The 14,524-nt window shown below is 40.4% G+C and carries 13 protein-coding genes and 1 pseudogene; 4 read left to right on the forward strand and 10 right to left on the reverse strand.

Features of this window, described 5'->3' with window-relative positions; translation table 11 throughout:
* Positions 1 to 250 precede the first annotated feature (250 nt).
* The 8 genes from M3636_RS08805 to M3636_RS08840 form a co-directional block, all read right to left on the reverse strand.
* Entirely contained in the window at positions 251 to 1,795 is a 1,545-nt protein-coding gene (locus tag M3636_RS08805; protein ID WP_483311507.1) for a right-handed parallel beta-helix repeat-containing protein, read from the reverse strand.
* A 272-nt stretch (positions 1,796 to 2,067) separates the two neighbouring features.
* Complete coding sequence (locus M3636_RS08810; protein ID WP_128102295.1) at positions 2,068 to 2,376, reverse strand: Dabb family protein; 309 nt, start codon at positions 2,374 to 2,376, stop codon at positions 2,068 to 2,070.
* Positions 2,377 to 2,408: 32 nt separating this feature from the next.
* Positions 2,409 to 3,155, reverse strand: coding sequence for a Gfo/Idh/MocA family protein (locus tag M3636_RS08815; protein WP_251382169.1), 747 nt, complete (start codon positions 3,153 to 3,155; stop codon positions 2,409 to 2,411).
* A gap of 244 nt (positions 3,156 to 3,399) precedes the next feature.
* Positions 3,400 to 3,762 (reverse strand): hypothetical protein, encoded by a 363-nt coding sequence (locus M3636_RS08820; RefSeq protein ID WP_128102297.1) that lies wholly within the window; start codon positions 3,760 to 3,762, stop codon positions 3,400 to 3,402.
* Between the two features lie 350 nt (positions 3,763 to 4,112).
* Positions 4,113 to 5,303 carry a hypothetical protein gene (locus M3636_RS08825; RefSeq protein WP_251382170.1) on the reverse strand — a complete coding sequence of 397 codons (1,191 nt, stop codon included), beginning with the start codon at positions 5,301 to 5,303 and terminating at the stop codon, positions 4,113 to 4,115.
* A gap of 159 nt (positions 5,304 to 5,462) precedes the next feature.
* Complete coding sequence (locus tag M3636_RS08830; RefSeq protein WP_128102299.1) at positions 5,463 to 5,921, reverse strand: GNAT family N-acetyltransferase; 459 nt, start codon at positions 5,919 to 5,921, stop codon at positions 5,463 to 5,465.
* Positions 5,922 to 6,244: 323 nt separating this feature from the next.
* A complete protein-coding gene (locus tag M3636_RS08835) occupies positions 6,245 to 6,406 on the reverse strand; it encodes a hypothetical protein (protein WP_251382171.1) in 162 nt (53 codons plus the stop codon).
* Between the two features lie 188 nt (positions 6,407 to 6,594).
* Positions 6,595 to 7,245 carry a GntR family transcriptional regulator gene (locus M3636_RS08840; RefSeq protein ID WP_251382172.1) on the reverse strand — a complete coding sequence of 217 codons (651 nt, stop codon included), beginning with the start codon at positions 7,243 to 7,245 and terminating at the stop codon, positions 6,595 to 6,597.
* A gap of 278 nt (positions 7,246 to 7,523) precedes the next feature.
* Between M3636_RS08840 and garR the strand changes: the two are divergent.
* The 3 genes and pseudogenes from garR to M3636_RS08855 all read left to right on the forward strand — a co-directional run.
* Positions 7,524 to 8,438, forward strand: a pseudogene (gene garR / locus M3636_RS08845) (2-hydroxy-3-oxopropionate reductase); the annotation flags it as partial.
* Positions 8,425 to 9,861: a four-carbon acid sugar kinase family protein gene (locus tag M3636_RS08850; protein WP_251382174.1), complete on the forward strand. Its 1,437-nt coding sequence runs from the start codon at positions 8,425 to 8,427 to the stop codon at positions 9,859 to 9,861. The pseudogene garR and the gene M3636_RS08850, both read left to right, overlap by 14 nt.
* Positions 9,862 to 9,986: 125 nt before the next feature.
* Positions 9,987 to 11,306, forward strand: coding sequence for a gluconate:H+ symporter (locus M3636_RS08855; RefSeq protein WP_128102302.1), 1,320 nt, complete (start codon positions 9,987 to 9,989; stop codon positions 11,304 to 11,306).
* Between the two features lie 220 nt (positions 11,307 to 11,526).
* Here M3636_RS08855 and M3636_RS08860 read toward each other — a convergent pair whose 3' ends face one another.
* Positions 11,527 to 12,414, reverse strand: a complete 888-nt coding sequence (locus tag M3636_RS08860; protein WP_251382175.1) for a LysR family transcriptional regulator — start codon at positions 12,412 to 12,414, stop codon at positions 11,527 to 11,529.
* 135 nt (positions 12,415 to 12,549) lie between these two features.
* On the opposite strand from M3636_RS08860, the gene M3636_RS08865 reads away from it, so the two are divergent.
* Positions 12,550 to 13,407 carry an alpha/beta fold hydrolase gene (locus M3636_RS08865; RefSeq protein ID WP_251382176.1) on the forward strand — a complete coding sequence of 286 codons (858 nt, stop codon included), beginning with the start codon at positions 12,550 to 12,552 and terminating at the stop codon, positions 13,405 to 13,407.
* A gap of 62 nt (positions 13,408 to 13,469) precedes the next feature.
* Here M3636_RS08865 and M3636_RS08870 read toward each other — a convergent pair whose 3' ends face one another.
* The gene (locus M3636_RS08870) at positions 13,470 to 14,228 is read right to left on the reverse strand and encodes an SDR family oxidoreductase (RefSeq protein ID WP_164848715.1); all 759 of its coding nucleotides are present in this window, start codon (positions 14,226 to 14,228) and stop codon (positions 13,470 to 13,472) included.
* Positions 14,229 to 14,524: the final 296 nt, after the last annotated feature.

The raw sequence follows: 14,524 nt of genomic DNA on the forward strand, positions 1-14,524 counted from the left end.
GGATGAGTTGCACGTTAGGATTATCACGATGAGAAAATAGCACAAAACGAACAATTGTATGAAAGTAGAAATGTAAATGGATCAAAATTAATAACATGTAGATAGATTCATTTAATAAAAAAACCACAATGAGAAATGGTTCATTGTGGGTTATCTATTCATTCGATTTTACGATTCCTTCGTGAGCATGTGTTTTCAAGCTGCAATCAGGACTGATCCAAAATAGTGCGCTATGTGAGATGTACGGATTTTACTCATATGCACCGATGTTTACAGAGTTGCCTTGTACTCTTATCTGCCCGTCCATGTCTTGGGTTCCGTTGATCGCGCTCCCCATTGAACCTGCTTGGATCGCTGGAGACAATGGTTGGAGATGGAAGTCGGCTCTGTCGACATTAACGAATTTCGGATCGTTAAACAAAGAATGTGCATCGTTACCGCTACCTGTTTTATACGCTGAAAAGCTGGTGTAATTTTTATTTTTCCATGTCCAGTATGCGTCAGCACTACCATCAGAAGTGAAGTATAGATTATAATCGACGACGTTTCCTGCATTCTTGAGATACTCGTTGTAAATCAACACATTTGTCAGGCTGGCCACCAAGATATTGTTCTTAATTATGTTGTTTTTTGTATCGTACTGAACAAAAATTTGGCCGCTACCGCCCCCTAAAGTATCGTTCTTGTAAACGGTGTTGTTCACTACCTTGCAATTCACTGTCGAACCGCGCTGATTGTCGTAGCCCCCCATAGCGATACCGGTCTGTCGATTGTTGTAGATCAGGTTGCTGCGAACCGTAATATTGCTGGTAGCTCTATCAGCATGCTCGGAGGCAATTTCAATGCCAATGTCGTTATTGTAGCTGTAATTCTGTTCAATAATCGTGTCTTTTCCGCCATCTACATATATCCCTCCAGCAGAATTACTGTTGTTCGGAACCTTCTTACCGTAAGAAGGATTTTGGTTGGAAGATATGTTATATACTCGATTGCCCTTTACCAGTCCATTACGAGCCTGATCATAAGCTGTATTCGGTGCTATCCCCTCAAAACCAATGATATCAATCCCGATGTTGTCGTTATCATGAATGAGGTTGTCTGTCACTGCAAAGGTATCCACGTTCCCGTTCAACACCAGCGTTTCACTTGTGCCTAGTACAAGATTGTATAATTCATTGCCATTAATCGTAATATCATGAACAGATGCAGGAGCTTCTGTGCCGTATACTGCGATACCGTGAGCATCCCTGCCAATCAAATCGCTGCCTACTGGCTTGGCCGTATTCTGAATACGATGGATCTTGTTGTTAGACAGATGTATGAAGCCACCTGAACCGTGGACGTAAATTCCGACAGGTACGCTGTTTCTGGACGTCGTACTGTAGTTACGAATCTCAAATCCATGAACGGTAATGTAATTCACATCTTGCATCTCGATAAGCCCCTCGATCCCATCAACGGAAAGTCCGGTACCATCAATGATGACTTTCTCCTTACCATAGTTCGAGAATACAATAGGACCTTGGGAAGCGGAACCCGAACGTGTGATTTTCAGCTTCTGATTGTATATACCTCCCCGAACATTGACTTTGCTACCTGGTACAGCCTTATTGGCCGCATGCTGTAGCGTCTTCCATGGTGCATTCTTAGTGCCCGGATTGGAGTCGTTGCCACTCGTCGCCACATAATATTGAGTACTAACTGCCGATTCAGCTGAGGGTCGCACATTCCCTGCTACAATACCTAGTACAGCTATACTTACTCCTACCAGCATAAATCCCCAAAATTTCAACACAATCCTCATCACCCCAGTCTAAGCTAACCATTTCTGCATTTTCTGTGTCAATATATTTACACATCACTTGATCAATATGTAAAGTGATATACAATACATCCCTTACGCAATCTATTATGAATGAAATAGATAAATCAAGAATTATAAGAATCTTCAATCAAATTAATAAAGAGTAGTCCCTCAAAGGAGCTACTCTTTTGCATTTACAATTCTTTGTGATGCTTAGCAAGCGTTATTGTCCTTAAAGTCCTTAAACACCTTAGGTTAACTCTTTATTCTAGCGTTCCATAATCTACTTCCATAAACTGTGTAACTTCCTTCTCCCAACGGTTGGAGACAAATTCAACATGCGTTGGGTGCGCATTATACGCTTCATAATCTTCTCTATTGTGAAAGACCATAGAGAATCCAAAATCATAATTATTTTTAGGACTGATCTCACGAAAGACTTGAAAATGGTTTACTGTAGGTATGCTACTCAACATGGATTTCCCATCCTGTATAAACTTCGCTTCTTCTGCTGATCCCTTCTCATGCTTAAGTGAAAATACAACAGAATGAATGATTTGCTCGTTGCTCATTGATATCTCTCCTTAATCACGTTTAATTGCGACTATCTCTCAAATGGATATTGAAGACCCCATTGTTTCCGTAATTCATCACACTGTCTAATCACACCTAGACTCTTGTCCCACGTCATAATCGGTGATTCCTTAAGACCTTGTCTAATACATTCGTTCACATGAGCTATTTCATACTGAAAGCCTTTATCCTCAATCCCGTCTATACGTTGGGGTACAGACTCATCATACGTCGTTAACTCTCCATTCTTCATGACTTTTATCGTAATAGGTCTCCAGAACGTTGGTACTTCAATGTAGCCCTGTGTTCCATAAATCATCGCTACACCAGCCATATCTGTTCTCACACCACTACTCATTACAGCAAGCTCACCTTTATCGTATTTAGCAATGTACGTGGCTTGTTCGTCCACTTGTACATGGTGTTCATCAGAATTCATGGTTGCAAAGCCTGTCAGATCTACAGGTAATTTCCCCAACAATTCCTCCACGAAGTGAAGGTTGTATACGCCTGTATCCAGAAGCCCACCTCCGGCAAGATCAGGATTTATCAACCGGAGCTCTGGAGACATGTATTCGTCCGGTATACGAAACGAAAATGCCGAGTGAATGGATCGAATCTTACCAATGCCCTCATCCGTAAGAAGCGTTTTGATTTTATTGATCAACGGGAAGAAACGAGTCCATGTACCCTCCATAAAGAAAACATTATTCTTCTTGGCAGCTGAGATAACCTCAAGTAATTCCTTCTCATTAACGCAAGCTGGTTTCTCTACCAATACGGATTTCCCATGTTCTAATTCCTATCTACCTGCATACCTTGGCAACATAGAGATGAACTTTAAGCGTTTACACTCTCTTCGATGAAATGAATATTCGATTACGAGTTCATTGTAAGATCTGAAAAGTTCTACTTATATCACAATTCTCTTATTTATATCAGTAATACTATACAATTCTATTGGATATTTCTTCATTCAAATAAAAAAGCCGCTAAATAGCGACTTCATCAGCATGATACTTTTACATAAAAGAATATCTGAACAACCCATAGTAAAGAGGAGCAAGTGTGATAACCAATGTGACGAGCATTATCCATCTTCTCTTTCCTATTGAAATTTCTTCTAATATTTCTTCGCCTTGGTGATCCTTAAGCAACATTGCGAATAGTATCTCCCACAACAACGCTGAAATTGTGATTACTTTCCAAGCAAGAGGATTCAACCATTGAATGTGTTTAACATACCCTAACAATCCAAACCAAGTGATGACAGATACAACAAAATCGACTTTCCCCAGTGTTGTTCCGTATTTCCCCTTTAGCAAATAACCGAGGGATGCTGTTCCAAGTAATCCGAGATAAATCGTCCATAACCAGTTAATCACATATGTACCTCATTTATAGTCTATTTAAGAATAATCGCTTGCGTATTACCTGTTGCATTATAGTAAAGCATCCTTATTATGCATAGTGGAAATCACCGCCAAAACAAACTTGTCAAGTCCAGGCCAAAGATCCTTCCTATTCGTCGATGTACATTTATGGTATCCCCTCCTGAATACATCTCAATGTTATTTACATTTGAAAATCCGACATGAACCATACGACTTGAGACAGACCTAAGGTCAAGTGAGTTCCTAAAAATGGGGTCACAGATGAGTTGTGCAAAATAAAAAAGTCGCCAAATTAGCGACTTGATTTGGAACGATTATTTACTTGAGTGAGGCACGATGTACTAGAGCTGCTTATTCAAATCAAAACGGTTTATCTGAGCGTTATCAGTCATCACATAAATAATACCTGCACCTTCATATACAAACGTGGGATCTGACTCACTAAGTTCAGAAGTATTAACAGTATGAAGTAATTTCACTTTGGTGCGTGCAGACGCGCTTGTCTGATAGATGGATATTTTTGAGTCCTCAACCAGCATGACGGTTCCATCCGGCGCAGTTTGATACATTTTGGCTGAGGCAGGTACAGTCTGCATGACACCTTTGTGATCAATAATAAAAAAGTTACCATTAGACTGTATCCCTGTGAATCCATTCGAAAACACGTTTTTTTTCACCGTCATCGATGTTTCCATATCATCATAGTAACTCACATTGCTGATTTTTTGGGTCCATACCTCTTTCCCTTTCGTAGTTTTGGCGGTAAAACTTATGACATTGTTCCCGTGATTCTTCTGGAGATGAAGTAAACCATCGGATCCTAACCCTGAAAACATACCTTCTTTGAAGTCGAAATGGTACTGAAATTGCTGCTTCATTTTAAAATCATAATATGTCATACGGCTGGATGTCTTGCTTGTTCTGTTGGTAGTTTCAAGTAAACCATTGACAAAACCGTAAAGAATGGATGCATTCCAACTGTTTTTACCCAAAAATTTGCCTTGCGGACTATACCGATAACTAGTCACCCGTTCAGAAGCCGTTTCCAGATAAACAAATAAATTTCCATCAGGCATGATGGATATCCCAGATAAGGAACGGATTTTCTCGTCAAAGTACTTAGTCCACAAAACCTTCCCATTCGGATGGTATGCGGTTAGACGTGGTTTTACAACTCCTGAACTATTTCTAATCGAAGTGAGGATATAAACATTACCGTTTGGTGCGACTTGTGCATATGTACCGAAAAAACTAAAAATTAGGTTGCTTCCTGCGGTATAATCGGTCTTGGATAATTGCTTTCCTGTCTTCTTGTCAAGATTGTACATCTGATTGTCCATACTCATAAAGTGGAATGTTTGATCTGCGATCCGGACGTTACTGTCTGACACATACTCGTGACCATCCGGTATGGAAAAAGTCCAATCTGGTTTTGGTAGTTTTTGAAAGTTGTTTGCAGAGACTGTTCCCGCAAGAATGCTGCTGAGCAGTAGGAACACTACTAAAGGTATCAATCGTTTTACATGAAGCAAATCATATCACCTGTTTCTCATTTTTTAATTACAGATGCATTATCGTCATTTGTGTATGTAAAATGAATAGCATCCTGCATTTGGAAGACGGCTGGCTTTGGATATTTGATTAAGCATTATTTTTCAACTCAATAATTGTACTCCAAACGTTCCTTGACTTTACTCATTACTGATTACTAGCTTCAGCCCATCATGACTAGCAACAAATCCAAGACGTTCATAAAATCTGTGCGCATCTTTACGCTTCTTATCTGTCGTCAATTGAATCATTTCACATCCCTTAGCTTTAGCCTGATCGATGGCATATTTAAATAGAGATTCACCCACACCTTTACCTCTATAATCATTGCTGACACGAACACCTTCAATCTGGCCTCGTGTTGTACCCAATCTTGCTATCCCCGGGATAATCGTGAGCTGTAAACAACCGATCACTTCCTCCTTATCTATAGCAACGATTATTGAATTGCCGATCTGTTCTTCAATCTTCGCAAAAGCCTCGATGTATGCTAGGGGTAATGGTTCTTCATAGCGCTCTCGAGTAGCACCTAATTCGTCGTCAGCTAACAACCGAACGATGGCAGGAAGATATTCTACAGTAGCAGTTATAAACTTCATAAATACCTCCAATATGATAGGAATTTCCTCAGTAATTTTCTTCATTAATATAAGGTAATCTGTCGATCAGTCAATTTTAATAACTTTGTCAAAGCAGTTTGAATCTTTCTCATAATCATTATGTTCATAGAATGCATAGGCATTCGTTCGCTTCATCCCTGTACATAAAATAATGCTGGAAATTCCTTTGTCCGTTTGAAAGACTCATTCTAGAAATAAAGATCATGAAAAACCCCAGCGAGGATAGCCAAGCTGAGGTTCATTCATGTATTATCATTGTGTTTGAAGTTCTAATCACTTTCAGCATTCGGTTGCCTAACACACTAGGCGCTTTGAATACCTTTAATCACTTCAACTTTTTTATCACCGGCTGTTTTAGCTACATCTAACGTTGTTTTACCTTGAAAAGTGATGATCACACCTGCCGCCATCATAGAGACAATTAGAGCAGTACTAAGGATTGTGGAAACTCTCTTATTGACCATAATAATACCTCCATTATGCATTATGTAATCATCGGCTCAGGATGATGACGAGCCTAGGTTGAACCCTTAAACTCCGTAGTGAATTAACAGCATTTCACTTTTTTTCATGAGTAATCCACGTAGTAAATGTATTATAGCGCATTGACAATGTTTGTAAAAGGATTTTATTTAACTCAGAAGACAACTCTTCACTGGTTGCTCATTACATGTAGATAAAAGTTCAAGTCGTTTTCCAGATGCTTTTTCATTAGCTCCTCAGCCCGCTCACCGCTTCTAGACTTAATTGCCTCGTAAATTTCTTCATGCTCATCGATAAGATGAGGACGATTATAGATCACAACTGTTTTTCTAAACAGATAAATGATGGCTTGCATCCGGTCTATAATATCAATCATCAGCGGATTATTACTCGCTTTTACAATATCGTTATGGAAACTCTCGTTGGCGGACATAATCTCATCTTTTGTCCCCGTTCTCCCGATCTCCACATACTTATACAGCTCTTCAATCTCGTTGTCTTTCAAAAACTTCGCTGCACATTTGGCCGAGTACCCTTCGAGCAATATCCGAACATTAAACAAATTACGTAAATCCTTTTCCGTAGGTTTAACCACTTTTTTTTGAACAATTAATCCTTCGTTTTCCAGCTTACGTATCGAATCTCTTATGGGTGTTCTACTCACTCCAAGCTCTGTAGCGAGCTTTTCTTCGACGATCTTCGTACCGCTCGGAAGCTCCCCGTTTAAAATCTTGTCTCGAAGAATTTCATAACATTGATGGTACGCCGGTCGTGAACTATTATTTTCATGCACAAACTTCACCTCTGTCTCATTTCTCATATCAATATAGTACCAAATTATGTTCGTAAAATCATTCCAATAAACGATATACACCAATAAAAGTATACGAAACTTCAAAAATTGTATACAAAAACATATTTTAATGTATACAATTTTAAAATTTTAGTATACAATGAAAACGCAATCAACGATGTAAGCGGTTGCCGATAAATTATTTCATCCTTTCGTCAAGTCGCTTCTTCATTCTTCACATTTCGTCAACTGAATATATTCAATCATGGGCATAGAAGCCCTCGCTCACAAAAGTATTAGGAGGAAATATCATGGCTAAAAAAGTTGGTTTTATTGGACTCGGAATCATGGGCAAACCGATGGCTCTTAATCTCAGAAAAGCAGGACACGAATTAACCGTTAATGATCTCAATCAGGAAGCGGTTCAAATATTGCTAGACTCCGGTGCAACTGCAGCCTCCTCACCCAGAGAAATCGCTGAGAAATGCGAAATTATTATTACGATGCTCCCTGCATCCCAACATGTGCAAGCTGTTGTTTTGGGTGAACAAGGTATTTTATCCGGAGCAAAAGAAGGCTCCATTATTATTGATATGAGCTCCATCACTCCTGCCGTTTCCATCGCTCTTGCAGAAGAAGCAGCAAAAAAAGGCGTTGGATTCTTGGATGCACCCGTTAGCGGCGGAGAACCAAAAGCCGTTGATGGTACTTTAGCAATTATGGTGGGCGGTAAAGAAAGCGTATTCGAAGCAGCTAAGTCCGTTTTGTTTGATATGGGGACGGCGGTCACCTTGGTTGGAGATAGTGGATGCGGAGTTACTGCGAAGCTCGCTAACCAGATCATTGTTAATTTAAATATTGCTGCGATGTCCGAAGCGCTTGTCCTGGCTGCTAAAGCTGGGATTGATATTGAGAAAATGTATCAGGCGATTCGAGGTGGGTTAGCAGGCAGTGCGGTTCTTGATGCCAAAGTTCCACTCATTCTGGAAAGAAACTTTGCTCCAGGAGGTACAATCGCGATCAACATGAAAGATATTACCAACGTAATGGACACAGCTCATGAGATTGGCGTACCTCTTCCACTGTCCAGCCACTTGTTAGAAATGTTCCATGCCCTGAAGATTGACGGGAAATTAATGGACGACCACGGCGGGATCGTACAGTATTATGAAAAATTAGCAAATGTCGAAGTAAGGGGTCTTGGCTATGAAAACAAATAACCGGTCTGTAGAAGAGGTTTTCAGTAGAATTCCTTCTCCTGATACGAACCTTATTCATGGAATGATTAATCAAAAACTTCAACACTTTAATCGTAAAATTATCGTTTTGGATGATGATCCAACCGGTGTTCAAACTGTACATGGCATCTCGGTCTATACGGACTGGTCCGTGGATAGTATCGACAGAGGATTTCAGGAAGACAATTCGATGTTCTTTATCCTCACCAACTCACGTGGGTTTACAGCTACTGAGACGACAAAAGCACACCAGGAAATTGCTGCTAATATTGTAGAAGCTGCGAAAAGAAACAATCGCGAATTTACGATTATAAGCCGTGGTGATTCTACACTTCGAGGTCACTATCCACTTGAAACTGAAGTGATAAAAGACACCGTTGAAGCTAACTCAAATATACGGTTTGACGGTGAAATACTCCTCCCCTTCTTCAAAGAAGGCGGACGCTTCACCATCGATAATGTGCACTATGTTCAATATGATACGGAATTGGTTCCAGCAGGAGAAACCGAATTCGCCAAAGATCGCACCTTTGGTTACACCAAATCACATTTAGGTGAGTGGGCAGAGGAAAAATCGAATGGGCAGTATAAAGCGGATCAGATGACTTACATCTCGCTGGAAAGCCTTCGTGCCATGCACATTGATCTCATTGAACAGCAGCTGTTAAAAGTTGAGAACTTCAATAAAGTTATCGTAAATGCAGTTGACTATTCGGATGTTCAAGTCTTCACCATTGCTTTGATTCGAGCCTTCAATAAAGGTAAACATTTTATGTTTAGAAGTGCTGCTGCACTTACGAAGGTCATGGGAGGCGTTAGTAACAAAAGCCTGCTCACACGTGCAGAAATGATGAGTGACAATACAAACCATGGCGGATTAGTCATTATCGGATCACATGTCAAAAAAACGACAGAACAGTTTGAAGAACTGAAAAAGTCCAGTGTAGTAGAATTTGTTGAATTTAACGTTCACCTTGTACTGGAACCCGTTCAATTCGATAATGAGCTTAACAGAGTTGTTGAAACAACCAACCAACTGATTCTCGAAGGTAAAAATGTGGCTGTCTATACCAAAAGAGAGCGATTAGACCTTGGAGAGGACAGAAAAGAAGATGAATTGAAACTATCCGTCAAGATTTCGGATGCAGTTACGAGTATTGTCAAACGATTAGAAGTACGACCAGCCTATATCATTGCTAAAGGTGGCATTACCTCAAGCGATATTGGAACGAACGGATTGGAAGTTAAACGAGCTACCGTTGCCGGACAGATTCGACCTGGTATTCCCGTGTGGACAACCGGGGATGAAAGTAAATTTCCAGGAATCTCCTATGTCATCTTCCCTGGCAATGTGGGTACTGTAACCGATCTAAGGGAAGTTGTTGAAATGTTGAGTACGAAGTAATTCGAAACTCGTTAGTATGACCAGACTGTGAGGAGCAACACTAATAACAAAGCAATATAAACAATTAGTTCGCTCCTTATCATCCGGTTTCTTATATCAAGCAAATAAAGAAATGAGGAAATTATATGCCAATTATCTCAGTCACAATAGGGGTCATTATATTACTTATATTAATGATGGCTTTTAAGTTAAACGCTTTCATATCATTAATTATTGTTTCCTTAGCTGTTGGCTTACTGGAAGGAATGACTCCGATTCAAGCTGTCGAGTCCATCGAAGCTGGCTTAGGCGGAACACTCGGTCATTTAACGATGATCATCATATTCGGAGGAATTCTCGGTAAATTAATGACCGATTCTGGTGGTGCTCAGCGCATTGCCACAACCATGATCAGTGCCTTTGGTCAAAAACGTACTCAGCTGGCAGCCGTTATTACAGCAGCTATTGTTGGAATCGCTTTATTCTTTGAAACTGGAGTGGTCGTGTTAATTCCGTTGGTATTTACCATCGCCAGAGCTGCACGAGTACCTGTTCTATATCTTGGAATGCCCGTTATTGCAGCACTTATAACCATGCACGGATTCGTACCTCCGCATCCTGGCCCTACAGCCGTTGCTAATGTTTTTGGAGCCAATATCGGATTAACGATGATCTTAGGTATCCTTGTTGCGATCCCTGCATTCATCCTTGCTGGCCCTGTGTATACAAGGTTATTTAAAAAAGAAGCCTTGGAAATCGATATCCCCAAAGGTCTATTTAATCCAAAAGAATTTAAGGAAGAAGAGCTGCCTAAATTCGGAATCAGTCTTTTCACAGCACTTCTACCTGTCATTTTGATTGCGCTTCAAACTTTTGTCGAGATCTTTGCACCTGAATCAGCATTTTCATCTGTAACTAATTTCATCGGTAATGCCAATGTCGCTTTGTTGATTTCTGTCTTGGTTGCCATTTTCACTTTTGGACTGAACCTAGGCAAAAAAATGCCAGAGGTTATGAAATCTCTAAGTGATTCTGTAAGTGGAATCGGAATGATTCTCTTGATTATCGCTGGTGGTGGTGCGTTCAAGCAAGTGTTGATCGATAGTCATATTGATCAATATATCTCTGATCTTATGGCAGGCTCCACGCTATCTCCTCTCATTCTAACCTGGTTGATTGCAGCCATCTTGAGAATTGCCGTTGGTTCTGCAACTGTGGCTGGTATGACAGCAGCTGGTATTGCCGCACCTCTGGTTGCTGCCACAGGAGTAAGTCCAGAACTCATGGTTCTAGCAGCTGGTGCGGGAAGCGTAACATTCTCTCACGTCAATGATGCAGGCTTCTGGATTTACAAAGAATATTTTAATCTTACTATAGGTAAGACGATAAAAACCTGGTCAGTCATGGTCACGATTATTTCATTGGTAGGACTTGCTGGTGTCCTGATTTTAGATATGTTTATGTGAAGAATAATTAAATTGTTGCCAAAGAGTCCAAGTAGGATGAACCTCTGCTTGTGCTCTTTGGCTTTTACTGTTATCTGTCTAGAGCCATAACAAGTTAACAACCGATTATGACGATGTTAATAAGAGCTTCACGCAATCATTTAGACTGACACATGGCGATTAGGATTTGACCTTTATTTGATTCCTAAAATAAAAAAAGCCGCTATATTAGCGACAAGGTTTAACGATGATAAAAATCCATAAATGCAGCTTGAAAACCTTTGCAAGTCACACTGTGTTCTCGATTTTTATGAGTAATCAGGCCGTGAGTAAAGGTCATTTTTGGGGCAAAAGAAAGAATTTGCAATTCACCTGTTTCTAGCTCCTTACGGATTGCTATTTCAGGAATTAGAGCATACCCTTTACCACAGCCCACATATTGTTTGATCATCTCCAGACTAGGCAGCTCTAAAGCATCTTTAACCGTAATACCAGCTTGCTTCAAAACATCTATAGCCGACGTGTGGTACAAACAAGATGTACCGTTGCTGATGAAAAGTTGATGGTTCAGGATATGCGCTCCCAACTTTTTCACGTTCTGAGTGATGGTCTGCGACGTAGCGAACACAATTGTTTCTTCCAAGATTGGATTAAAAAGAAGTTCATGTCGATTCGGATTCTCAGGCACAATACCAAAGTCCAGCTCATAATCGAGAACGCCTTTTAGAATCTCCTGATGTGTTCCGTGTTCTATACGCAAATTCACATTAGGCCTCTGACTTGTATATTCCTGAATGAAAGGCAACATTCGTGTAAGGAAAAAGGACTCTTGTGTTCGAATACGTATCGTTCCAGATGGCTCTGCCAGTTCATGGATATGTTCATCAAGGGATTGAATCAAGTGCACATACTGATAAGCATATTTGGAGAATACCTTTCCCGCCTCCGTCAGTTCTATCCCCCTTGGATAGCGATGCACCAACTTTTGTCCAACAATTCTCTCTAACTGCTGAATGTGAGTCGTCACAGTAGATTGCACATAACCTAAACGCTCAGCAGCTCGACTGAAGCTTTTTTCTTCCATTAAAGCGATAAAAGCGAGAAAAAAACGTCCTTCTAATGCATCCATCACATCGGATCAACCTTTCATATTTCATTTTGAAATAGTAAGCATTCAATATATTCGTTAGTCAAATAGATGATTGTATTATACGATATCTTTAGTTGTTCGTGTTATTAAAAAATAGCGAAGGAGATGTCACATATGCAGGTTCGTTATCAGCAGCAAAAGGTCGGAGACGTCAACGTTTTTTATCGCGAAGCTGGTCCTAAGGATGGTCAGGTGATTTTATTATTACACGGGTTCCCATCTTCAAGTCATATGTTCCGTGACCTGATTCCGAAATTATCTAAACATTACCGTGTCATTGCCCCTGATCTTGCCGGTTTCGGACATACCCACACGCCGCCGCGTGGTCAATTTAATTTTACCTTTGATAATCTATATAAAGTTATTGAAGGTTTTACTCAGGCACTGGCTCTTGATAAGTATGTATTATATGTGTTCGATTATGGTGCACCTGTCGGGTATCGACTGGCCGTCGCTCACCCGGAGAAAGTTCAGGCGATCATTAGTCAGAATGGGAACGCTTATCTGGAAGGATTTAGTGAAGCTTGGGGTCCTTGGGAGAACTATTGGCGCTTGCCAACACCAGAGAATCGTGAAGCATGTCGTGATTCCCTGACTCCGGAAACGATTCGTAATTTCCAATACCTGCACGGAGCGGATGCTAGCCTTGTATCGCCAGACGGGTATTCACTAGATATTGCATATATGTCACGTCCCGACGCGGAGGAAATCCAACTCGACCTGATTTTAGATTATAGAACTAATGTGGAGCTTTATCCTGAATTTCAAGCGTATTTTCGTAAGTATCAACCGAAACTACTAGCCGTATGGGGGAAAAATGACCCTGCCTTCCTTCCTGCTGGAGCTGAGGCTTATAAACATGATCTTCCATCTGCAGAAATACATCTGCTGGATACAGGTCATTTCGCACTCGAAACACATGCTGACGAGATTGCTTCGCTTATGCTGCAATTTTTGGTTAATGTGAAATAGGCCAGTCAAATCTCTAAAAAAATAGGCAGAGCAAGTTAACTAAAACTTGCTCTGCCATTATGTTATTGAACCGTATATCCACCATCAACTGATATCGCTTGACCGATTACATAGCTTGCGGAAGAAGAGCATAACCAAAGTACAACGGAAGCCACTTCCTCTGGTTTCGCTAAACGACCAATGGGGACTTGTTTCACTAATTCGTCCATGGCATCGCTTTCCGTAGCTAACATATTTTCTACCATTGGCGTTTCAATGATCCCAGGACAAACGGCATTAATACGAATCCCTTTTCGAGCGTACTCTAGAGCAGTGCTTTTCGTTAATCCCAATACGCCGTGTTTAGAAGCATGGTATACAGAACGCTCGGGAACACCAATTAATCCTCCCATTGAAGAACAATTCACGATCGCCCCTTCGGTACCTTGCTTTCTTAATTGTAACAACTCATACTTCATACACAGCCAAATCCCTTTTGTATTCACATTCATGACATCATCGTAAACTTCTTCTTTTAAATCCACTGTGTCTGTCGCGGCGTTTTGAATACCAGCGTTGTTATAGGCATAATCTAGCTTTCCAAATGTAGCCACGGTTTTCTCAACCATAGATTCAACAGATTTCTCATTCGAAACATCACATTGGATGGATATCACCTGATAACCTGCGTTGATCAAGTCTTGTGCTTCTTGTTTAGGTTCATTAATATCCACTAAAGCTACATTCGCACCTTCTTTAGCAAATAATTGTGCGGTTGCCAGTCCGATACCGCCTTTTGCTCCAGTTACAATGACCACTTTATCTTTCATTGTTGCTATCATGAAAATTCCTCCTAATTATATAAATGAACGTCGATTGTTTAATCAACTCATGTTAATTATTTTATAGGAGATTCGTTTATATTCAATAGTCAATACCTCAAGAACTGTGCGTTACTCAACGGCACATCTATCATTGTTGAATATCTAAAAGAAAAGCGAACTCAGAACTGAGCAATAAAATCGGCACACGTTATTATCGTTTTGTCTGCACATGAACTTGTACCAGTACAACAAAAAAAGCCGCAAGATTACACTGCGACTTTTAACCGATCAACTCCTGTTAAGATCTCCCATAG

The organism is Paenibacillus sp. MER 99-2 (genome assembly GCF_023714095.1).
GTDB lineage: Bacteria > Bacillota > Bacilli > Paenibacillales > Paenibacillaceae > Paenibacillus.